The 21,079-nt window shown below is 56.1% G+C and carries 19 protein-coding genes; 8 read left to right on the forward strand and 11 right to left on the reverse strand.

Going from position 1 to position 21,079, the window contains the following annotated elements:
- Positions 1-45 precede the first annotated feature (45 nt).
- Positions 46-843 (reverse strand): TylF/MycF/NovP-related O-methyltransferase, encoded by a 798-nt coding sequence (locus ABWV33_RS07880; protein ID WP_215193834.1) that lies wholly within the window; start codon positions 841-843, stop codon positions 46-48.
- Positions 844-978: 135 nt separating this feature from the next.
- Positions 979-2,994 carry a M3 family metallopeptidase gene (locus ABWV33_RS07885; RefSeq protein WP_353329900.1) on the reverse strand — a complete coding sequence of 672 codons (2,016 nt, stop codon included), beginning with the start codon at positions 2,992-2,994 and terminating at the stop codon, positions 979-981.
- A 139-nt stretch (positions 2,995-3,133) separates the two neighbouring features.
- Here ABWV33_RS07885 and ABWV33_RS07890 point away from each other — a divergent pair, with 139 nt between their 5' ends.
- A complete protein-coding gene (locus ABWV33_RS07890) occupies positions 3,134-4,351 on the forward strand; it encodes a trans-sulfuration enzyme family protein (RefSeq protein ID WP_353329902.1) in 1,218 nt (405 codons plus the stop codon).
- Between the two features lie 91 nt (positions 4,352-4,442).
- Here ABWV33_RS07890 and ABWV33_RS07895 read toward each other — a convergent pair whose 3' ends face one another.
- From ABWV33_RS07895 to ABWV33_RS07915, 5 genes are all read right to left on the reverse strand, one after another.
- Complete coding sequence (locus ABWV33_RS07895; RefSeq protein WP_353329904.1) at positions 4,443-5,489, reverse strand: HesA/MoeB/ThiF family protein; 1,047 nt, start codon at positions 5,487-5,489, stop codon at positions 4,443-4,445.
- Positions 5,489-5,944: a dUTP diphosphatase gene (gene dut / locus ABWV33_RS07900; protein WP_113825381.1), complete on the reverse strand. Its 456-nt coding sequence runs from the start codon at positions 5,942-5,944 to the stop codon at positions 5,489-5,491. The genes ABWV33_RS07895 and dut overlap by 1 nt, the downstream gene beginning before the upstream one ends.
- Before the next feature lie 43 nt (positions 5,945-5,987).
- Positions 5,988-7,181 carry a bifunctional phosphopantothenoylcysteine decarboxylase/phosphopantothenate--cysteine ligase CoaBC gene (gene coaBC / locus ABWV33_RS07905; RefSeq protein WP_353329906.1) on the reverse strand — a complete coding sequence of 398 codons (1,194 nt, stop codon included), beginning with the start codon at positions 7,179-7,181 and terminating at the stop codon, positions 5,988-5,990.
- A 77-nt stretch (positions 7,182-7,258) separates the two neighbouring features.
- Positions 7,259-8,077: a ChaN family lipoprotein gene (locus ABWV33_RS07910; RefSeq protein ID WP_353329908.1), complete on the reverse strand. Its 819-nt coding sequence runs from the start codon at positions 8,075-8,077 to the stop codon at positions 7,259-7,261.
- Positions 8,074-8,952: an RNA polymerase factor sigma-32 gene (locus ABWV33_RS07915; protein ID WP_113825384.1), complete on the reverse strand. Its 879-nt coding sequence runs from the start codon at positions 8,950-8,952 to the stop codon at positions 8,074-8,076. The genes ABWV33_RS07910 and ABWV33_RS07915 overlap by 4 nt, the downstream gene beginning before the upstream one ends.
- Positions 8,953-9,030: 78 nt before the next feature.
- On the opposite strand from ABWV33_RS07915, the gene cobU reads away from it, so the two are divergent.
- From cobU to ABWV33_RS07935, 4 genes are all read left to right on the forward strand, one after another.
- A complete protein-coding gene (gene cobU / locus ABWV33_RS07920) occupies positions 9,031-9,576 on the forward strand; it encodes a bifunctional adenosylcobinamide kinase/adenosylcobinamide-phosphate guanylyltransferase (protein WP_353329910.1) in 546 nt (181 codons plus the stop codon).
- On the forward strand, positions 9,573-10,151 hold the full coding sequence (locus tag ABWV33_RS07925; protein WP_353329912.1) for a histidine phosphatase family protein: 579 nt from the start codon (positions 9,573-9,575) through the stop codon (positions 10,149-10,151). The genes cobU and ABWV33_RS07925 overlap by 4 nt, the downstream gene beginning before the upstream one ends.
- Positions 10,152-10,210: 59 nt before the next feature.
- Positions 10,211-10,888, forward strand: a complete 678-nt coding sequence (locus ABWV33_RS07930) for a glutathione S-transferase (RefSeq protein ID WP_353329914.1) — start codon at positions 10,211-10,213, stop codon at positions 10,886-10,888.
- Positions 10,889-10,964: 76 nt separating this feature from the next.
- Positions 10,965-12,479, forward strand: coding sequence for a YifB family Mg chelatase-like AAA ATPase (locus ABWV33_RS07935; RefSeq protein ID WP_113825388.1), 1,515 nt, complete (start codon positions 10,965-10,967; stop codon positions 12,477-12,479).
- Here ABWV33_RS07935 and gshB read toward each other — a convergent pair.
- From gshB to rsmI, 3 genes are all read right to left on the reverse strand, one after another.
- Positions 12,476-13,408: a glutathione synthase gene (gene gshB / locus ABWV33_RS07940; protein ID WP_113825389.1), complete on the reverse strand. Its 933-nt coding sequence runs from the start codon at positions 13,406-13,408 to the stop codon at positions 12,476-12,478. The two genes, ABWV33_RS07935 and gshB, sit on opposite strands and share 4 nt — an antisense overlap.
- 61 nt (positions 13,409-13,469) lie before the next feature.
- Complete coding sequence (locus ABWV33_RS07945; protein ID WP_353329917.1) at positions 13,470-13,841, reverse strand: YraN family protein; 372 nt, start codon at positions 13,839-13,841, stop codon at positions 13,470-13,472.
- A 1-nt stretch (position 13,842) separates the two neighbouring features.
- Entirely contained in the window at positions 13,843-14,700 is an 858-nt protein-coding gene (gene rsmI, locus ABWV33_RS07950) for a 16S rRNA (cytidine(1402)-2'-O)-methyltransferase (RefSeq protein WP_353329919.1), read from the reverse strand.
- Between the two features lie 86 nt (positions 14,701-14,786).
- Between rsmI and ABWV33_RS07955 the strand changes: the two genes are divergently transcribed.
- From ABWV33_RS07955 to murJ, 3 genes are read left to right on the forward strand one after another with little or no spacing between them, the layout of a single operon-like run.
- Positions 14,787-15,962: a penicillin-binding protein activator gene (locus ABWV33_RS07955; RefSeq protein WP_353329921.1), complete on the forward strand. Its 1,176-nt coding sequence runs from the start codon at positions 14,787-14,789 to the stop codon at positions 15,960-15,962.
- On the forward strand, positions 15,922-18,750 hold the full coding sequence (locus ABWV33_RS07960) for a [protein-PII] uridylyltransferase (RefSeq protein WP_502930901.1): 2,829 nt from the start codon (positions 15,922-15,924) through the stop codon (positions 18,748-18,750). Before ABWV33_RS07955 ends, ABWV33_RS07960 begins: the two co-directional genes overlap by 41 nt.
- Positions 18,747-20,291: a murein biosynthesis integral membrane protein MurJ gene (gene murJ / locus ABWV33_RS07965; RefSeq protein ID WP_353329923.1), complete on the forward strand. Its 1,545-nt coding sequence runs from the start codon at positions 18,747-18,749 to the stop codon at positions 20,289-20,291. The genes ABWV33_RS07960 and murJ overlap by 4 nt, the downstream gene beginning before the upstream one ends.
- A gap of 3 nt (positions 20,292-20,294) precedes the next feature.
- Here the strand turns inward: murJ and ABWV33_RS07970 are convergent, their stop codons facing one another.
- Positions 20,295-20,981 (reverse strand): rhomboid family intramembrane serine protease, encoded by a 687-nt coding sequence (locus ABWV33_RS07970; RefSeq protein WP_353329925.1) that lies wholly within the window; start codon positions 20,979-20,981, stop codon positions 20,295-20,297.
- Positions 20,982-21,079: the final 98 nt, after the last annotated feature.

Raw genomic sequence — 21,079 nt, forward strand, 5'->3', positions numbered from 1 at the left:
GCATCCCGATGGATACCCTTTCTAATTTATTCACTGACATGGCGATTAGCTTTTGCGCCACCAAACCCCTGTGTGGTCGATCTTATGAATTGGGTCGGTGATCCCATGCTCGTCGCGATAATCGTGGATCGCTGTCCGGCAAGCTTCGATTCCGCCGTAGTCATCGACAATCAAGAAACCGCCCGTCGACAATTTCGGATAGAGCGCTTCGATAGCCTGAATGGTGGATTCATACATGTCCCCGTCCAACCGAACGAGCGCGAACTGTTCAACCTCTAGCTTGTGCAATGTATCTTTGAACCAGCCAACGATGAATTCGACCTGATCATCCATCAGGTTATACGCTTCAAACGTCTTGCGCACCATGTCCGTGCCAACCCGTAAACGACCACGGGTATGAAAGCGGCTGCCGGAATCTGCGGGGAATTCTTCTTCGTTTGGGGGCGGTAGACCCTCAAAACTGTCCGCCAGATACACCTTGCGATCTGTGATACCACGCGCCTTAAGAACCCCGCGCATCATCGCCGAGGCGCCACCCTTCCAGACACCGGTTTCGATGATGTCGCCGGGAATGTTGTCCATCAGAACACGATCCGTCAGATACGCGCAATTCGCCAAGCGTTTCAAACCAGCCATCGAATGGCCAACAACAGGCCAATCCCGGCCGGCTGCGCGCTTTCCGGCGTCAAATTTAACTTTCTGACCGCGTCGAATAATGGGGCGCTCACCGCCATAGATCATGTCAGTTAAACAATTCGCCATTAATTCAACGTACATATCCAGAACGGGATCATACCCACCCTGAGCAATGTCTTCTTCTGCAATAAGCGTCATATTATTCATTTTCGCCTGCCCTCTGCTCAATTTTAATTGTTTTTTAATTTATTGAATCACAGAGCGCGTGCAGTGCAAGAAAACAAAGCACCCCACGACATACAGTCATGGGGTGTTGCAGGATTACGCCGTGGCAAACATCGTTCAGGCCGGAGTTAATCCCCGCCCTTTAAGCAGGGCCTCGACCCCGGGCAAACGCCCTCGGAACGCCAAAAACAATGCTTCTGCGTCCTGTGAACCGCCAGTCGAGAGAATGTGCTCTTCCAAAGCTTGCGCGCGTTCTGGATCAAAGGCGTCACCCGTTTCTTCAAATGCAGAAAACGCATCTGCATCCATCACTTCGGACCACATGTAACTGTAATACCCAGAGCTATATCCATCGCCTGCAAAAACGTGCGCAAAATGCGGCGTTGCATGACGCATGCCAATTGCATCGGGCATCCCAATCTCTGACAGAACCTCGGCTTGTTTCGCCATTGGATCAGCTGGAGCATCCCCATCGTGAAACGCCAAATCAACCAAAGCCGAAGCGACGTATTCAACCGTTTGAAAACCCATATCGAAATTCGCTGCTTTCAACACTTTGTCCAACATTGCCTTGGGCATGGTTTCGCCTGTTTCGGCATGGGTCGCGAATTTGGCCAGCACTTCGGGCACTTCGAGCCAATGTTCGTACAATTGACTGGGCAATTCCACAAAGTCCCGCGCGACCGAGGTTCCAGAAATGCTCTCATATGTCACATCAGAAAGCATCTGATGCAGCGCGTGCCCGAATTCATGAAACAGGGTGCGCGCATCATCATAGGACAGCAAAGCGGGATCGCCCTTAGCAAAGTTACACACGTTGATCACAATCGGGGACTGTACTTTGGGAAATTTGGCCTGCGCGCGCATTGCACTGCACCACGCCCCCGACCGTTTGGACCCCCGCGCAAAGTAGTCGCCAATGAACACTGCGATATGTTTGCCATTGCGGGTCACGTCCCACGCCCGGCAATCTTCATGATAAAGCGGAATATCGAGCGGGCTGAACTCCAACCCGAACAACCGGTTCGCACAATCAAACGAAGCTTCGATCATCCGATCCAATTGCAGGTACGGTTTCAGCTCGGCCTCGTCCAAGTCATGCTCGGCCTTGCGCCGTTTTTCCGCATAATAGCGCCAGTCCCAAGCCGCCAACGGGCCGTTTACTCCGTCACTTTGCATCATTGCGGTCAGCACATCCGCATCCGCGTCGGCCTGTGCTTTGGCAGGACCCCAGACAGCCATCAACAACTCCCGCACTTTTGCGGGTTCTTTGGCCATCTCTGTTTCCAGCTTATAGTCCGCAAAATTGGCATAGCCGAGCAGCTTGGCGCGTTCTTCACGCAGGGCAAGGATTTCTGCGGCAATCGCGCGGTTGTCTGTCTCTGCGCCATTGGCCCCGCGTGCCGCCCAAGCGTGATAGGCAATCTCTCTCAGATCCCGGCGTGGTGAAAATTGCAAAAAGGGCACAATAATGGACCGTGACAACGTCACAACGGGTCCCGCCGCCCCCTTTTCTGCACCTGCCGCCCGCGCGGCCTCTATCGCGAATTGCGGCAGACCTTCGAGATCATCTTCGGACAGCTCCATGAACCAGTCCCGTTCGTCGGCCAGCAAATTCTGGGTGAAAGAAGTGCCCAGTGTTGCCAAACGCCCTTTGATCTCTTTCATCCGCACTTCGTCGTTCCCCTCGAGGGCTCCACCTGAGCGCACAAAGTTTCGATACGCCAGCATCAGAATGCGGTCCTGCTCGGGCGTGAGGTCTAGCGCATCGCGTTGATCCCACACCGCTTTGACACGGTTAAACAAAACCTTGTCGGATGAGATTTCAGCAAAATGTGCCGCAATAAGCGGGGAAAACGCGCGTTGCAGTTCCTCGCGCTTGGGATTGCTATCTGCACCTGCCACGGTGAAGAACACCGACAACACCTTGTTCAGCGCCTCGCCAACGGCTTCTTCGGCTTCGATCGTGTTGGCAAAAGTCGGGGCATCTGCGTTGTCTCGGATCGCTTCAATCTCGGCCTTATGGGCAGCCAACGCCTGTTCCAGCGCTGGCGCGAAATCATCATCTTTGATGTCGGCAAACGGCGCGATTTCGAACGGGGTCTGCCAGTCGGCGAGGATCGGATTTGTCATAAAGATCTCCTTTGGAGCACAAGCTAGGAGCGCAGACAGGAATGGTCCAGAGGGGAGGTCGTAAATTGAACGCCCCTGTGGTGAAGCCCCTTGCAGGACAAGAGCGCCCCCCGCAATGTGTTCAAAACGGGAGGGCGCAATGACGACGCAAAAAAACCGGCCTATGGGCCCGATGACAACTGCAATTCACGCTGGAGAAGCGCCAGATCCGGCAACCGGGGCGTCTGCCCCGCCGCTGCATATGTCATCAACTTTTGTGACAGACCAAGTCGCCGGGTTCTCAGCACATGACCTTGAAGGGGGCGACAACGGATTCCTCTACGCCCGGTGGGACAATCCGACTGTTGCAATGCTGGAGAAAAAGATCGCAGCCCTACAAAGCACCGAAGCCTGTTTGTGCACGGCCTCAGGCATGGCGGCCGCGACTGCGATCTTTTTGACGTTTTTGTCTGCCGGGGATCATGTGATTGTTTCGGATGTCTCCTATGCCGGGGTTGCCGAATTGGCCCGCGAAACCTTGCCCCGATTTGGGGTCGAGGTCAGCGTAGTCAATATGTCCGACCTAACCGCCGTGGCGGCCGCGATCAGACCAAACACACGGCTGATACACACCGAATCCCCGGTGAATCCCATTGGACGCTTGACCGATCTGGCTGCGGTGTCTGCGTTGGCGCGGGCCGCTGGCGCGTTGCACAGTAGCGATGCAACTTTTGCCTCGCCCCTTGGCATGGATACGGTTGCATTGGGCGTGGACCTGACCATGCATTCAATCACCAAATACATTGGCGGACACGGCGATGCGGTTGGCGGAGCTGTAGCGGGGCGCGCGGATTTGATCGCCCGCATGCGCGCCGAAGCTTCGATCCATCACGGTGGCATCCTTTCGCCTTTTAACGCGTGGCTGATTTCGCGCGGTGCGGCAACGCTGCCCTTGCGCATGAAAGCCCACCAACAGGGGGCACAGACCGTTGCCGAGTGGTTGGAAACGCACCCCCAAGTGACCAAGGTCATCTATCCCGGTCTGGCCTCTCATCCACAAGCAGATCTGGCAGCAACCCAGATGCGCAATACATCGGGCATGATTTCGTTTCAGGTCGGAGATGCCGCAACCGGACAACGCATCGCGCAACAGATGATTGATCGGTTACAAATCGTGCACTACGCGGTGTCTTTGGGACATCATCGCAGCTTAATTTTCTGGATGGAAACAGCTGGCTTGATGGACACATCTTTCCATCTGAACGGAGCTCATCTGGAGGCATATCGTGCCTATGCCGGGGACGGGGTTTTCAGGCTGTCAGTGGGATTGGAAGAGGCCCCCGATGTGATTGCAGATCTGGACCTGGCCCTGTCGTAAGCCAGCGCTCTCCCGTCCTCTCGGGTGCATCAAAGATGCCCCTTAGAGAGGTTGGGCGTGGCCGCGCGCCTATCGGCGCACGGCGGTCGGTCTATCCAGCGATAGACCCGCAGGTGGGACAGTCCGCACGCTTAGACAGTGTGATCTTGCGGCTTTCGCCATAGAGCGCATCGTAAATCAGCATTTCACCTCGCAAGGGCATGCCGGCCCCTGTGATCACTTTCACAGCTTCAACCGCCATCATCGCGCCAACCACCCCCGGCAAGGGCCCGACAACACCAGATTCGGAACAGGATGGGGCCAGTCCGGCGGCTGGGGCCTCAGGGAAAATACACTGATAACAGGGAGCGCCCTTGGCGGGTTCAAACAGGCTAAGCTGACCCTCCCATTGAGACAGCGCCCCTGAAATCAGCGGCTTACCTGTCTCGACAGCAGTTTTATTCACCAGATACCGAGTTTCGAAATTATCGGTCCCATCCAAGATCAGATCATAGTCGGCAAACAGGTCCGTTGCGATTTCGTCGGTTAAGCGACGATGATATGGGTGCACAACCACATTTGGGTTCTGTGCCTCCATCGCCTGCATTGCGGAAAATACCTTGGGCACTCCGATATCCGCATCACGATGAATGACTTGCCGCTGCAGATTCGCATTTTCGACCTCATCATCATCGATAACCCCGATAGTTCCGACACCAGCGGCGGCCAGGTATTGCAAGGCTGGAGACCCCAAGCCCCCTGCACCGATTACCAGAACCTTGGCCTGTTTCAGGCGTTTCTGCCCAACTCCACCAAGCTCATGCAAAACGATGTGGCGCGCATATCGGTCGAGTTCGGTTTCAGAGAAAGTCCCCGTTTTTTCTGGCATTTCAGGTTCCTTTTTGTTCGCCCGCTGGCGCAACGCCTTAAGACCCTGACCATAGATCAAAGCCAGCACAAAGGCCCCGGCCAGCATCAGCCACAGTGCCGGAGATTGGCCAGTTGCCTCACGGAGCGGATGTCCATCCGGCAGTACCAGCTGCAACATCAGGACAACACCAAACACCGTCCCAACTGTACTGAGGCGGGCATTGCGGGATACCCCCATGATCAGCCCAAGGACCCAGAGAACCGCAGCCATGAAGAAAACAAGAAACATCAGCTTTTCCCGGTGGAGCCAAAGCCACCAGCCCCACGCGTGGTAGATCCGAGATCATCGCTAAGGTCGAACTGCGCCTGAACAACAGGCGCAACGACCAGCTGCGCAATCCGATCCCCGTGACCGACGGTAAACGGCTCTGAACCTGTGTTAAGCAGGATCACACCAAGAGGGCCGCGATAATCGCTGTCGATAGTGCCGGGTGCATTGGGAATTGTGACGCCATGCTTCAGTGCCAACCCAGATCGCGGACGCACCTGCACCTCGTACCCAGACGGGATTTCAATGCGCAAGCCAGTTGGGATCAATGCGCGTTCCCCCGGCGGCACAACACTCGAACGACCGTCAGCAAAATTTGCCCTGACATCCGCGCCGGCCGCCCCTGTTGTTTCATAACTGGGCAAGGCAATTTGTGGATCAGCATCTTTGTCGCGGACGACCCGGATCGCTACCATTTGTGCATCCTCTGGTTCTTCTTTTTTTAAGGACATCGGACCCTCAGCTCAGCGCTGAGGCAATCCGTTGCGCCAATTGCGCGGCAACTTGATCTTTGGCCATACGCGGCCATTCCTCGGCCCCGGTGTCAGAAATCAAGATCACCGCGTTTTCGCTGCCGCCCATGATCCCGGTTGCCGGGCTCACGTCATTCGCTACGATCCAGTCACACCCCTTGCGAAGCCGCTTGGCGGTCGCGTTTTCAACCACATCATTGGTTTCCGCCGCAAAGCCAACCACCAGACCGGGGCGGCCCTTTTCCAATCGCGACACCCGTTTGAGGATATCCGGGTTTTCCGCGAATTCCAAAACTGGCAGCCCGTCTTTGCTCTTCTTCAATTTGCGGTCCGAGGCTGACGCCACCCGCCAATCTGCCACTGCCGCAGCAAAAACCCCGGCATCCACAGGCAACGCAGCATCAACAGCGTTCGACATCTCAAGCGCGCTGTGCACACGCACGACCTCGACCCCTGCGGGGGGCGGAACATCAGCCGGACCTGTCACAAACACCACGTCGGCCCCAAGGTTGACCAGTGCCCGCGCAACAGCAGCCCCCTGTGCCCCAGAGGAACGGTTCGCAATATAGCGCACCGGGTCAATGGGCTCATGTGTTGGGCCAGACGTCACCAGAATACGTTTGCCTAGTAATGGCCCCTGCCCCAGCTCAGCTTCGATTGCGGCCACGATCTCCAAAGGCTCAGCCATGCGCCCCGGACCATATTCACCACAGGCCATATCGCCTTGGTTGGGACCAACAAACCGGATCCCATCTGCCTTGAGCTGTTCCTGATTTCGTTGCGTGGCAGGGTGATCCCACATTCTAACATTCATTGCGGGGGCGATTAGAACTGGCGTGTCCGTCGCCATCAACAGTGTTGACGCGAGATCATTTGCTAGACCAGCGGCCATTTTCCCCATCAAATCCGCAGTTGCAGGCGCCACCACCACCAGATCTGCCGACCGCGACAGCTGAATATGACCCATCTCAGCTTCGCTCGTGAGATCAAACAGGTCCTGATGCACTTTGCTGCCCGCCAACGCGGCCACTGACAGAGGCGTCACAAACTCTTCGGCGGCGCGAGTTAGAACAGGTGTGACCGAGGCCCCCCGTTCCCGTAACCGGCGGATTAGTTCAAGTGACTTATAGGCAGCAATACCGCCCCCAATAATCAGCAGAATACGCTTGGATTCGAGCATGGCCTGGCCTTTTCCTTCAGGGTCCGCCCGAGTTTAGGCAAGCCCGCCAAGTTGTTCCAGCGTATAATCCAAACCGGTCAATCCTGTTGAGAAAAAACCGCGCACGGATCATCGCGTTCGACCGCAGGGCTATCAATCACGAAATCAAACTCGCCTTCGATCTGCCCATCCTGAGATTGTCCCAGAGACACCACCTTGAGACCCGGTGCGAGCCGGGCAAGCAACCTTGGCACACCCCAATCAGAGCGGGCATGCCCGTTGCCGGTGATCACAACAACTGGACCATCCGTTTCGTCGATGGCCCGCAATACGGCACGCGCCAAAACAGCATCGCGCAAACGCTGCATCTGAACAAAATTCGCCAACTGATCGTCAGGCAGTGCCCCGCAATGGGCCGCCTGTTGGCCAAGCTCTCGTGCGGCCTGTTCTTCCAAAGGCAACGACACATTCAAACCGTATCGTGCCGCGTCCGCTCCCAAGGCTGCAGCAGCCCCGCTTTTCAATGCAGCTTGCAAAGCTTTACGAGGAACCATCGCACCATAAATCGGCGCATCAGGGGCAGCAGCAAAGATCGGTAAATACATCGCCAATGGGGGCCAACCCATTTCCACCCACCGGATCGTTTCCGCCATCTTTTCCGGTTCTGAAATCAATTGCGCCGTCACCAAGGACGCGCTTTGCTCTGTCATCATTTCCCAAACCATCGCACTTGGGGACAGGTCAGACACAACCTGCGCCTGCCGTTGATGGTGCACAGCGTTTTCGTGGTCTTCACCCAAGATAACGACATCTGCCTGTTTCATTTCAGACAGTATGTCCGCCGGGATGTCCGCCGCCATCACTGGGGTGACAATCAACGCCGCACAGGCGCACAACAGAATCGAAAAGTGTCTCATAAAAGAAAGTGATGCACCTCGCGTGACTGCGCTTCAAGGCTTTTACGCATCTTGACGAATGCAGTGGCTTCTAATTGCCGAACGCGTTCCTTGGAAATACCCAGCTCTTTGCCAAGGCTTTCGAGAGTGCGCGGCACGTCTCGGAGCTTGCGCTCTTGCACAATAAAGCTTTCGCGTTCGGTCAGGGCTTTCATGGCGGCTAGCAGCCAAGTGCGCAATTGTTCCTGATCATGACTGTTTTCGACCTGTTCCGCCGCTTGGACGCTGTCGTCTTCTAACGCATCAATCCATTCGCGGCCGTCTTCATCAGCAGATTGCACGGCATTCAGAGAAAAGTCCGAACCAGCCAACCGACCATCCATCATTTCCACGTCGCGCAGCGGCACACCGATTTCAGAGGCAATCATTTGGTGCAACTGGAACCGGTCAAGGGCAACCCCTTCCGAAGATGCCTCGCGCTCAAGCTGTGCTTGCACCCGACGCATGTTGAAGAACAGCGATTTCTGTGACGATGTCGAGCCAGTTCGCACCATCGACCAATTGCGCATGACATAGTCCTGAATGCTCGCCTTGATCCACCAAACCGCATACGTGGAAAAGCGGACACCGCGATCCGGATCGAATTTGTCAGCCGCTTTCATCAAGCCGACGCCTGCCTCTTGAATGAGGTCATTCATCGAAGCGCCATAGCGTTTGTATTTTGCCGCCATCGAGATCGCCAAACGCATGTAGGCTGTTACAAGTCGGTGCAGAGCAGCTTCATCCCGTTGGTCCCGCCAAGCATAGGCAAGTTTCAATTCGGTCTCCGCATCCAATAATTCGGCCTTCATCGCCTTGCGCGACATTAGCCTGTCATTTTGTGCATCCAGTGCCATACATCTCTCCCCAAATGTTCGGCTCATCTGCCGTGGCTTGTCATACCTTAATGCTATCATTACGCAGGGGGTCGGCAGATGGATCACTTGAAAGGTAATAACGTGTTTCCAAAATTCACCTTAGTCCTCGGCGGCGCGGCTTCGGGAAAGTCGCTCTTTGCCGAACAACTTGTTGGTAGACTTGGGAAAAAACGCATTTATCTCGCGACATCACAAATTTTTGATGACGAGATGCGCACCAAAATTAATCGCCATTTAGACCAGCGTGGCACAAACTGGACCACCATAGAAGAGCCTCTGGATCTTGCTCCTGCATTGGCTGGAATGACCGCGGATCAAACCTGTTTACTGGATTGTGCCACGATGTGGCTTACCAATCATATGCTCGCTGAAAATGATCTGGAAACCGCCCAATCTGATCTTATTTCTGCCCTGCGGGCTTGTCCGGCGCATGTGGTGATCGTGTCCAACGAAGTGGGGCACGGAATCGTTCCCGACAATGCACTGTCGCGCCAATTCCGCGAAGCCCAAGGTCGGTTGAACATTGCTTTGGCTGCCGAAGCTGATTTGGCTGTGCTCGTAACTGCGGGTCTTCCGCTCGCATTAAAAGGAACTCTGCCATGACCCGTCTCCACTTGGTTCGCCATGGTCCGACCCATGCAAAATCCATGGTCGGGTGGTCCGACCTGCCAGCAGATCTGAGCGACACCGCTGCGATTGCGCGTTTGCACGATCACCTGCCCCATCCCGCAATAGTAATCTCTTCGGATCTGTCACGGGCGGCAGACACCGCCAGCGCCATTCAAGGGGCACGCACTCGCCTGCCCCATCATCTGGATTTACGCGAAATCAATTTCGGAGATTGGGAGCTGCGGCGCTTTGCTGAGATCGAAGCCGAAGATCCGGACCGTATTCGCGCCTATTGGGAAACACCCGGCGATGTGCGCCCCCCGAATGGTGAAAGCTGGAATGAGGTCTGCGCCCGCGTGGATGCAGCCGTCGATGCATTGATAGCCCAGCATACGGGTGCGGATTTGATTATCGTGGCCCACTTTGGAGTCATCCTGACGCAAGTCCAACGCGCCCTGCAATTGGACGCGGAACAGGCGTTTGGCCATCGGATCGATAATCTATCCGTCACGCAGATCACCCATTCCCCTACCAAATGGGACGTCGGCCTGATCAATCATCTCCCGTGATGAGGCAGCGCACAAATCTCTGTTTTACGAGATGGATCATCTGACCTTACGCTGATGGCATGACTTATGATCTCTATATCGGGGACCGCTTGTTTTCCAGCTGGTCCTTGCGCGGGTGGCTGATGCTTGAGAAGTTCGGCATCCCCCACCAGACTCACTTGATTGGCCTGTATTCTGGGACTATGGCTGCCGACATGACGTCGCTTGCCCCTGCTCGATTGGTGCCGACGTTGCTCACCCCGGATGGGATCGTTGTGGGCGAAAGCCTCGCCATGGCTGAAACCCTCGCGGAACGTCACCCCGATGCAGGATTGTGGCCTGCGGACCCGGCATCGCGCGCAACGGCGCGATGGCTGTGCGCGGAAATGGTCGCTGGCTTCACCGCTTTGCGCGGCCAATGCCCGATGCAGTTGTCCCATTGTTTTGTGGGGTTTGAACCCTCTGACGGCACTCTGGCAGATCTTGGGCGGATCGAAGCCTTGTGGGCCCATGCCCGTCAGGTTTCCGGGGCTGAAACTGGTCCGCTGTTTGGGGACTATTCTTTGGCGGATGTGTTTTACACGCCTGTCGCGGCCCGGATCATCGGCTATGGCCTGCCTGTGAGCGCCGAAAGTCGCGCGTATTGCGAGGAATTGCTGGCGGATTCAGCGGTCAAAACATGGCGGGACCAAGCTTTGGAAGTGACCTATGACCCCTTCCCTTACGTGTTGGATTTGGAACAAACGCCGTGGCCATAGTTTTGACAACCTGCGTTAACCATTCTTAAACGCCTGCTTGGTTAGCAATATTCTGTTAACCAAAAGCAGGAAGCCCATGGTCGCTCGCGCCTATACCGTTGCGTTTCAGGGGGTCGACGCCCGCCTTGTCGAAGTTCAATGCGCCGTCACCCCCGGTTTGCCCGCATTCTCGATCGTTGGGTTGCCAGACAAAACCGTTTCTGAGGCCCGCGATCGTGTTCGCAGCGCCTTGAACTCTATGGCGATCGCGCTGCCCTCGAAACGGATCACGATCAACCTTTCACCTGCCGACCTGCCAAAGGAAGGCAGTCATTTTGATCTGCCCATCGCGCTGGCTTTGCTCGCTGCCTTGGAAATCATCCCTGCCGACACGGCTGAGCAAACCGTCGCCTTGGGCGAGCTTTCGTTGGACGGATCGTTGGTGCCTGTGGTCGGAGCTCTGCCTGCGGCAATGACCGCTGCCGACGAAGATCGCACGCTTCTTTGTCCCAAACCCTCCAGTGCCGAGGCCGCTTGGGTGGGAGAGGCGTTGGTGTTGGGTGCAGAAACGCTCAGCGATGTGGTGCGGCATTATACAGGGCAATCCCCGCTTCAACCGGCACAGGCCGGTCAAATTCACTCTGATCCGTTCGCCAAAGACCTGCGTGACGTCAAAGGACAAGAGCGGGCAAAGCGGGCTTTGGAAATCGCCGCAGCAGGACGCCACCACATGATCATGATCGGAACACCCGGATCCGGCAAATCTATGCTGGCCGCGCGCATTCCGGGCATCCTGCCGCCTCTCACCCCAAACGAGGCCCTCAGCACATCAATGATCCAATCGCTCTGTGGTCTACTGGACGAAGGTGGGATTTCAATGACGCGTCCGTTTCGGGAACCCCATCACACTGCGTCAATGGCGGCCATTGTTGGCGGCGGCAAAGGAGCGAAACCCGGCGAAATCTCACTTGCCCACAACGGGGTTCTGTTCATGGATGAGTTTCCTGAATTTGCGCGCACGGTATTAGAAACCCTCCGCCAGCCCATCGAAACCGGAGAGGTCATGGTGGCGCGGGCCAACGCGCATATCAAATACCCCTGTCGGTTCATGTTGGTGGCGGCGGCAAACCCCTGCAAATGCGGATACCTGACGGACCCAGGACGAGCCTGTTCGCGGGCGCCAAACTGTGGGGACGACTATTTAGGCCGTATTTCTGGCCCACTGATGGATCGGTTCGACCTCAGGATCGAGGTGCCGCCCGTGGCTTTTACCGACCTTGATCTGCCACCCTCTGGGGACAGTTCGGAAACTGTTGCGGCGCGGGTGAGCGCCGCCCGCGGCGTGCAGGCGGATCGATTCCACGATCTGGTCGATGTCCATCAGAACGCGGATGCCGAAGGGGCCGTTTTGGATCATTGCGCAACCCCCGATGCCGAGGGAAAGGCACTATTGCTCAAAGCGGCGGACCGCTTTGGGCTATCTGCGCGCGCCTATCACCGCATTTTGCGCGTGGCGCGCACGATTGCAGATCTGGAACAGAGCGATGCTGTGCTTCGCCATCATATCGCCGAAGCCCTGAGTTTTCGGATCACAACCAAAGTGACGGCTTAAACTTTGGCCTCAATCGCGTCCCAGATCTTGGATGCGATGTTCACACCGTCAAAACGCTCCAGCTCTTGGATACCCGTGGGCGAGGTCACGTTGATCTCTGTCAGATAGTCCCCGATCACGTCAATGCCGACGAAGATCTGGCCTTTTTCACGCAACAACGGACCAATGGCCGCACAGATTTCCAAATCCCGCTCGCTCAGGCCAATCTTTTCGGGGCGACCGCCAACATGCATGTTTGATCGTGTTTCGCCCTCGGCGGGAACGCGGTTGATGGCCCCGACAGGTTCGCCGTCCACCAAGATCACCCGTTTGTCGCCATTTCGTACATCTGGCAGGAATTTTTGTACGATCAACGGCTCTCGCGAAAAGCCGGTGAACAGCTCGTGCAGGGACGACAGGTTGCGATCGTTGGCATCCAACCGGAAAACGCCAGCCCCGCCGTTTCCATAAAGTGGCTTTAGAATGATATCGCCATGCTTGGCTTTGAAGGCTTTGATCGTTTCAAGATCACGCGCAATCGTGGTCGGGGGCGTCAGATCTGGGAAATCAAGCACCAACAGTTTTTCAGGATAATTGCGCACCCAGAACGGATCATTCACCACCAGCGCCTGCCCTTTGAGCCGATCCAGCAGATGGGTTGATGTAATGTAATGCATGTCAAAGGGCGGATCCTGACGCAGCCACACCACATCAAAATCTGCCAAATCCACCTCGCGCAGGGGTCCAAGAACCGCCGGATCGCCTGCAACCCGCTGTACGGTCATGTCATGCCCGCGCGCGGTTATGCGCCCTTGTTGATAAGCCAGCTGATCTGGCCCGTAGAAAAATAGGTCATGCCCACGGGCCTGCGCCTCTTCCGCAAGGCGGAATGAGCTGTCAGCGTTGATGTCCACGGCCCCGATCGGGTCCATCTGAAAGGCGATTTTCATGACACGGTCCTTTACCTGTTGACCGATACATGGCGTACAGATCGCGCGTGTTCAATGACGATCACCCCAATCCGAACGCATTCTCGATGATTTGAATGCGCCCGGTGCCATCCACAAGCGCCACGTCAAAGCGGCTTTCAGTCAATTCACCTTTGGGTTCACCGGCCAAAAACTCGGCAGCGGTGGCATAGATCCGGCCCATCTGACGTTGGCCAAGTTGTTCCGCCGCGCGGGCAAAATCGCGGCTTTTCTTTACCTCGACAAACACAACGCCGGCGATATCTCGAAAGATCAGGTCGATCTCTCCGCCCTGCCCCCGCCAACGCCGCGCAGCCAGTTCATAGCCCCGCCTTAGATAATCATCACAGACCTGCCGTTCGGCTGCCTCGCCCGCATGGTACGCCATTGCGCTGCGTGTGGAGCGGGCGGTCATCTCAGCCTTTTCCCAACTTGAGCGCCAATTGATACACCGGCCGTCGCGGAATTTCGTACATGTTGGACACGATATCGGCCGCATCTTTGACCGAATGCGTTTCCAACGCCTTGGCCAAGGCGGTTTCGATATCTTCATCGCTCACCGCTTCGGTTCTGCGGCGATCAACAAGCATCACGATTTCACCTTTGACACCTTGGCCCTCCAGACCCTCGGCCAACTCTTGCAATGAACCGCGGCGCACTTCTTCGAACCGTTTTGTCAACTCGCGGCACATCGCAGCGGGGCGTTCACCCCCGAGGACACCGGCCATATCAGCGACGCTGGCAGCGATCCGTTTGGGGGATTCGTAAAACACCAAAGTGCCTGGCACATCCCGGAGTGATTCCAGCCGTGACCGGCGAGCCGATTTGGCATTTGGTAAAAAACCCGCAAAGAAAAACGAATCTGTTGGCAGGCCACCCAGTGTCAAAGCCGTCAAAACCGCCGACGGTCCGGGGGCCGCGGTCACCATATGCCCGGCATCTGCCGCAGCCACACTCAGATCATACCCGGGATCCGCAATGAGCGGCATCCCTGCTTCGGATGCATAAGCAACAGATTGCCCAGCAGCGATCGCATCAAGGATTTTACCACGAGCACCCGCCCCGCTATGATCATGATAGGCAAGAATACGGCGCCCTTCGAGAGGCACACCGTGGATTTCCATCAACCGGCGCAGGCTCCGCGTATCCTCGGCAGCGATCATATCCGCTGAGGCCAGAACATCTAAGGCCCGCAGCGTAATGTCGCGCGCGGTGCCAATCGGTGTCGCGAGAAAATACAATCCCGGCGACAATCTGACCTTTAGGTAATTCAACGCTGGACCCGTCCTCTGGTACGTTTATGATCGGTGTTTGATACAACACGGCTTATCAAAAGCCGGATCAGGGAGTTTTGATTTAGATGTTTGCCGTTTTCAAGCCCACTCGCAAGATTGTCCTCTCCACGCTCGCTTTGGCGTCGGCAGCTTTCCTGACCGCCTGTGATCCGGTTCCGATTGGCGGTGGCGGCCCATCGATCAATACAAGCAAACCAGTTCCGGTTGCATTGTTGGTGCCCAAAGGGTCCGCACAATCCGGGGATGCCGTGTTGGCACAAAGCCTTGAAAATGCCGCCCGGTTGGCAATCGGAGACTTGCAAAACGTGCAAATCGACCTGCGTGTTTATGACACCGCAGGCGATGCGAACACGGCGGCAGCCGTAGCCAAACAAGCGGTTGGCGACGGGGCCAAGATCATTCTTGGTCCGGTATACGCCCAAGCGGCCAATGCTGCCGGTCTGGCTGTTCTGGGCAACAAGGTGAATGTTCTTTCGTTCTCAAACAACACCAGCATTGCGGGGGGCAACGTCTTTGTATTGGGGCCCACCTTTAACAATACGGCAAATCGACTTGCCAGTTTCGCGGCCAGCCAAGGCAAAGGCAACATTGTCATGGTGCACAGCAACGATGCTGCTGGCCAACTGGGGCGTTCTGCAATCGAACAGGCGATTGCTGGAACCAGTGCCAGCCTTGCCGGAACTGTCGCCTTTGATCGCTCGCAACAGGGGGTAATCAGCAGTATTCCCCAGGTCAAAGCCACGGTTGATGCGACCGGAGCCAACTCTATCTTTCTCACGGCAACCACAGCTGGTGCGTTGCCGCTTTATACGCAACTTCTGCCCGAGGCAGGCGTTAGCACCACCGACATCCAATACATCGGCCTAACGCGTTGGGACATTCCTGCGCAAACGCTGGAGCTACCCGGTGTTCAAGGCGGTTGGTTTGCCCTTCCTGACCCAAGCAAATCACAACAATTCCGCGCTCGGTATCAAGGCGCATATGGTGGCGCACCGCATCCAATCGGTGGTCTCGCCTATGACGGTATCGCCGCAATCGGCGCCCTTGTCGGGGCTGGAAAATCAGATGCCCTAACCGGTGCAGCACTGACCCAAAGCGCTGGTTTTCAAGGCGTTGGCGGTATCTTTCGTCTGCGCCCAGACGGAACCAACGAACGCGGGCTGGCGGTTGCAACAATTCAAAACAAACAGGTGGTCGTAATTGACTCTGCCCCACAAAGCTTTGGCGGTGTCGGATTCTAGTCCGGCCAACGCTACTCCGCTGTCTCCGGTTCTTGCCGGCCCTCTCATTTGTGAACCGACAGAGATCTTTGATCCCGTTTCTGTCCGCCAACAGATTGACGCGTTATCCACTGCTGACATAGCCAATGCGGCTATGCGCGGTGAGGTCGTGCGCATCCTGCGCGAAACCCAGAAAACCGGGCGGGCCGCCATTGCTGAAAGTTTTGCAAAGGCCCCGTTTGCGGCACGGCCCCTTACCCGGTCTTACACCTATTTGACAGATGGGTTGGTCAAGACGGCAATGTATGTGGCGAGCGAGATCCTGCATCCGTTGTCGACCCCAACGCAGGGCGAGCGTATCGCCGTGCTTGCTGTTGGCGGATATGGACGTGGTGAAATGGCGCCCTCTTCGGATGTGGATTTGCTATTTCTGACCCCGTACAAGATCACGGCTTGGGCCGAAAGCGTCATTGAATCGATGCTGTATATCCTGTGGGATCTTCGGCTCAAAGTCGGGCATTCCTCTCGTACGATCAAAGATTGCATTCGTCTGGGGACCGAAGATTTCACTATCCGGACCGCAATGCTGGAGCAGCGCTTTATTGCGGGTTACTCACCGTTGGCAGAAGAGCTGGACCAAACGCTGAAAACCGATTTGTTCCACGGAACAGAGCGCGAATTCATCGAAGCCAAACTGCAAGAACGCGATCAACGCCATCGCAAGCAAGGCCAGCGTTACATGGTCGAACCCAATGTGAAAGAGGGCAAAGGCGGTCTGCGCGATTTGCAATCCCTGTTTTGGATCGCCAAATATGTGCATCAGGTTCAGGATGTTGCCGAGTTGGTCCCGCTTGGCCTGTTCACCAACGAAGAATTTGACACCTTTGCCCAAGCCGAGAACTTCTTATGGGCGGTGCGGTCGCATCTCCATCTGGCCACCAAACGCGCGACCGAACAGCTGACCTTTGATATGCAAGTCGAAGTCGCGGCGCGCATGGGCTATCAGGATCGTGCTGGTCGTCGTGGCGTAGAAGTCTTCATGCAGAAGTATTTTCGCGAAGCCACCCGTGTGGGGGAATTGACGCGCATTTTACTGACCAAACTTGAAGCGTCGCACATGAAAAGCGCGCCTTTATTGGAGCGTATTTTTCGCCGTCGACCCCGGATCAAACCCGGATACAAGGTCGTGCACGGGCGGCTAGATGTGGCCGATCCTGAATCGTTCCTTGCGGACAAGGTCAATATGCTGCGCCTGTTCGAGGAGGGCTTGCGCACAGGGATGTTGATCCATCCTGACGCGATGCGGCTGGTTACGGCCAATCTGGCTTTGATCGATGACGATATGCGCAACAACAAAGAAGCGCGGCGCATCTTTCTGGATTTGATGCTGAAACACGGCAACCCCGAACGCGCGCTGAGGCGGATGAACGAGTTGGGGGTTTTGTCCGCCTTTGTTCCTGAATTTGAACCCATCGTCGCGATGATGCAGTTCAACATGTACCACAGCTATACCGTCGACGAGCATACGATTCAGTGTATCACCACCTTGGCGCAGATCGAACGCGGCGAGTTGACGGAGGAGCTGCCGCTGGCGTCCGGCATCCTCAAAGAAGGTGTGAATCGCAAGGTTCTTTATGCAGCTTTGCTGTTACATGATATCGGCAAGGGTCGGCCAGAGGACCACTCGATCCTTGGTGCAAAGATCACCCGCAAAGTTGCGCCTCGCCTTGGTCTGACGAAGTCTGAGGCCGAAACCGCTGAATGGCTTGTCCGCTATCACTTGCTGATGTCAGACATGGCGCAGAAGCGTGACATTTCAGATCCACGCACGGTGCGTGGCTTTGCCAAGGCCGTGCAAACCGTCAAACGGCTGGATTTGCTGACTGTGCTTACGGTCTGTGACATTCGCGGAGTTGGGCCAGACACGTGGAACAACTGGAAAGCCACACTGCTGCGAGCACTGCACAGTGAAACCAAGCGTGCGCTGGAAACCGGGATGGAAGATCTGAACCGTGAGAACCGCGGAACAGAAGCGAAAAAGGCCCTGCGCAAGGCTTTGCCCGAGTGGAGCAAAACACAGCTCAAGCAGGAAACATCTCGTCACTATGCGCCCTATTGGCAGGGTCTGCATGTCAGCGCCCATGTTGATTTTGCAGAGATGCTGCAAGAGCTGGAAGCAAACGGAGACCCCGGCGAAATCTTGATCCGGTTGCACCCGGACGAGGATCGCGATGCCACCAGTGCCTTTTTTGCGATGGGCGACCATCCCGGCATTTTTGCGCGCGTGGCTGGGGCGCTGGCTTTGGTTGGCGCCAATGTTGTGGATGCGCGCAGCTATACAACAAAAGACGGCTACGTCACCGATGCCTTCTGGATTCAGGATGCTGATGGGCGCCCATTCGAAGCCTCACGTCTGCCCCGATTGACGCAAATGATCACCAAAACGCTAAACGGCGAGGTTGTCGCCCGCGATGCGTTCAAATCCCGGGACAAGATCAAAAAACGGGAACGCGCCTTTAACGTACCGACCCATATCACCTTTGATAACGACGGCTCTGAAATCTACACGATTATCGAGGTTGATACGCGCGACCGCCCTGGCTTGCTCCATGATCTTGCACGCGCCTTAGCCGCAACCAACGTGTACATCGCAAATGCGGTAATCGCGACATACGGCGAACAGGTCGTCGACACCTTTTATGTCAAGGATATGTTCGGGTTGAAATATTATTCCGAAAGCAAACAACGCACCCTTGAAACAAAACTGCGGGCCGCAATCACAGAGGGCGCCAAGCGCGCAAACACATGAAGCCAGTCCGTTTGATGTCAGGGTTTCTGACCGTTGGATTCTGGACCTTGGCCAGCCGTGTCTTGGGGTTCGTCCGAGAAATTCTGATCACAGCCTATATTGGCCCCGGGCCAGTCATGGACGCGTTTGTAGCCGCCTTTCGCTTACCAAACATGTTTCGCCGCTTTTTCGCGGAGGGTGCGTTTAACGCAGCTTTCGTACCGATGTTTTCCAAAAAGCTCGAATCCGGGGACGATCCAGAAGGTTTTGCAAATAACGCGTTCAATGTGTTGGGCATGGCCGTGCTTGTCTTGGTCGGTTTGGGTATGGTTGCAATGCCTGCCTTGGTCTGGATCACCGCCAAAGGGTTCCAAGGAGACGCCCGGTTTGATCTGACAGTCGGGTTTGGCTACATCGTTTTTCCCTATATTTTATTCATGTCACTGGCAGCCCTTTTTTCAGGGGTCCTGAATTCAAGCAACCGATTTGCGGCGGCGGCTGCGGCCCCCGTTCTTCTTAATATTTTCGCCTGTTCGGCCATGATTGCAGGGGCTGCATTGGGTGGTCAGGTGATCGATTGGTTGATTTGGACCATCCCTGTGGCGGGCGTTGCTCAACTTGGTCTGGTCTGGGTTGCTACAGAACGGGCTGGAATACGTATTCGCCCCGCGCTGCCCCGGTGGACGCCAGAAATGTCCAAGCTGGTCAAGATCGCAGTCCCTGCTGCGCTGGCCTCTGGCGTTATGCAAATCAATCTGGTCGTTGGGCAGCTGGTTGCATCCGGAACAGAAAAGGCCGTGAGCTGGCTGTTTGTGGCAGATCGACTGTACCAATTGCCCTTAGGCGTGGTTGGAATTGCCATTGGCGTCGTGTTGTTGCCCGATCTGTCCCGCCGGTTGCGGGCTGGGGATGACACCGGTGCCCGTGATGCCTATTCACGCGCTGGTGAATTTGCCCTGTTGCTGACGATTCCGTCGGCCGTTGCGTTCCTTGTCATCCCGTTTCCTTTGGTTTCGGTCTTGTACGAGCGTGGCGCGACAACATCTGACGACGCAGCTGCCATAGCGATAGCAGTAGCGATTTACGGCGTGGGCCTGCCTGCGTTTGTGCTGCAAAAGCTGCTGCAACCGCTTTATTTTGCACGCGAAGATACGCGATCTCCTTTCCGGTTCGCCGTGTTTTCCATGATTGTAAATGCCGGGTTGGCCGTTGGCTTACATCCCATTCTTGGCTGGATTGCGCCTGCAGTCGCTGCCAGCCTGTCCGGCTGGGCCATGGTCGCCCTGTTAATGTGGGGCGCCCGCCCAATGGGAGATGTTGCCCGATTTGATGACCGGTTCAAGCAACGGGTTTGGCGTATCACCGTAGCCGCTGTCGTGATGGGGGTGGGCCTTGCAGGTCTGTCCGCACTCGGGGCGGAAATGCTCGTGACAAGCGGGCTGCGTTATTTAGCACTGGCCTTGCTGATTGTTCTGGGCGCGATCATCTATTTCGCCACTGGGCAGATGATCGGCGCTTTTCACTTTTCGGAATTCAAACAAGCCCTGAGACGAGGGCGTTAAGCCTTAGTCCCGCTGCATCAATCTACGCAGGCGCGCCCAACCTCCGGGGGCGAGTAGAAACGACAATCCAAACCCGGTTGCAAATCCGCCTAGGTCCGCGACCCAATCTTTGGTGCCGCCAAACACCAGGCCAAAAATCAACTGAATCCCCATCAAGAATGCGATCAGGGTAAACGCGCGGCTTTGGTGCTCACCGACAAGCGACAGCTTGACCCAAAGCAGAAATGTAAAAGCGCCGATCAGCCCGTACACAGCAGGAAACCCACCGACCAGCGGATATGAAACGCTGACGATCAAAGCATAGGCCAACGCCCCCCCTGTGCCCGACAGAACAAAGATCACCAACATGGCGACACCACCAAACACCTCGGCCACCATTTTGCCCATCGCCAAGACAAAAACACAGACGAACAGCGCTTGTGTGAAAGAGGCGTGAACAAAGGGATAGGTGACAAACCGCATCACATGTTCCAGCCGCCAGCGGCCCGTTTCCCACATCCAGTGCACGATATCGCTGGAGAACGAATAGGTCTGGATCGCCGACAAACGCCACCCAACGGCGCTGGCGTCACCCACCAATCCGCGTGCACCCAGTGTAAAGATAAGTTCGATCCCCATGATAAACAGGAACAGGGCCACCACTACGGGGGGCAAAGGATTGACTGCGGGGGGATTGGACGGACTGCTCATGGCCTCGGCTCCTGACTGGTCTATGTCGACGCCGCCTGTTGACGTCTCTTGACCCCATGGGTAAGCGACATGAGCCTATTATTCCAGACGGGAGTTGT

This window comes from Phaeobacter sp. NW0010-22 (genome assembly GCF_040365955.1).
Taxonomy (GTDB): domain Bacteria; phylum Pseudomonadota; class Alphaproteobacteria; order Rhodobacterales; family Rhodobacteraceae; genus OMPR01.

Coding starts and splice junctions, on each gene's coding strand:
- ABWV33_RS07880 (WP_215193834.1), bottom strand. CDS start 843: ATGAATAATATGACGCTTATTGCAGAAGAAGACATTGCTCAGGGTGGG.
- ABWV33_RS07885 (WP_353329900.1), bottom strand. CDS start 2,994: ATGACAAATCCGATCCTCGCCGACTGGCAGACCCCGTTCGAAATCGCG.
- ABWV33_RS07890 (WP_353329902.1), top strand. CDS start 3,134: ATGACGACGCAAAAAAACCGGCCTATGGGCCCGATGACAACTGCAATT.
- ABWV33_RS07895 (WP_353329904.1), bottom strand. CDS start 5,489: ATGTTTCTTGTTTTCTTCATGGCTGCGGTTCTCTGGGTCCTTGGGCTG.
- dut (WP_113825381.1), bottom strand. CDS start 5,944: ATGGTAGCGATCCGGGTCGTCCGCGACAAAGATGCTGATCCACAAATT.
- coaBC (WP_353329906.1), bottom strand. CDS start 7,181: ATGCTCGAATCCAAGCGTATTCTGCTGATTATTGGGGGCGGTATTGCT.
- ABWV33_RS07910 (WP_353329908.1), bottom strand. CDS start 8,077: ATGAGACACTTTTCGATTCTGTTGTGCGCCTGTGCGGCGTTGATTGTC.
- ABWV33_RS07915 (WP_113825384.1), bottom strand. CDS start 8,952: ATGGCACTGGATGCACAAAATGACAGGCTAATGTCGCGCAAGGCGATG.
- cobU (WP_353329910.1), top strand. CDS start 9,031: ATGGATCACTTGAAAGGTAATAACGTGTTTCCAAAATTCACCTTAGTC.
- ABWV33_RS07925 (WP_353329912.1), top strand. CDS start 9,573: ATGACCCGTCTCCACTTGGTTCGCCATGGTCCGACCCATGCAAAATCC.
- ABWV33_RS07930 (WP_353329914.1), top strand. CDS start 10,211: ATGACTTATGATCTCTATATCGGGGACCGCTTGTTTTCCAGCTGGTCC.
- ABWV33_RS07935 (WP_113825388.1), top strand. CDS start 10,965: ATGGTCGCTCGCGCCTATACCGTTGCGTTTCAGGGGGTCGACGCCCGC.
- gshB (WP_113825389.1), bottom strand. CDS start 13,408: ATGAAAATCGCCTTTCAGATGGACCCGATCGGGGCCGTGGACATCAAC.
- ABWV33_RS07945 (WP_353329917.1), bottom strand. CDS start 13,841: ATGACCGCCCGCTCCACACGCAGCGCAATGGCGTACCATGCGGGCGAG.
- ABWV33_RS07955 (WP_353329921.1), top strand. CDS start 14,787: ATGTTTGCCGTTTTCAAGCCCACTCGCAAGATTGTCCTCTCCACGCTC.
- murJ (WP_353329923.1), top strand. CDS start 18,747: ATGAAGCCAGTCCGTTTGATGTCAGGGTTTCTGACCGTTGGATTCTGG.
- ABWV33_RS07970 (WP_353329925.1), bottom strand. CDS start 20,981: ATGAGCAGTCCGTCCAATCCCCCCGCAGTCAATCCTTTGCCCCCCGTA.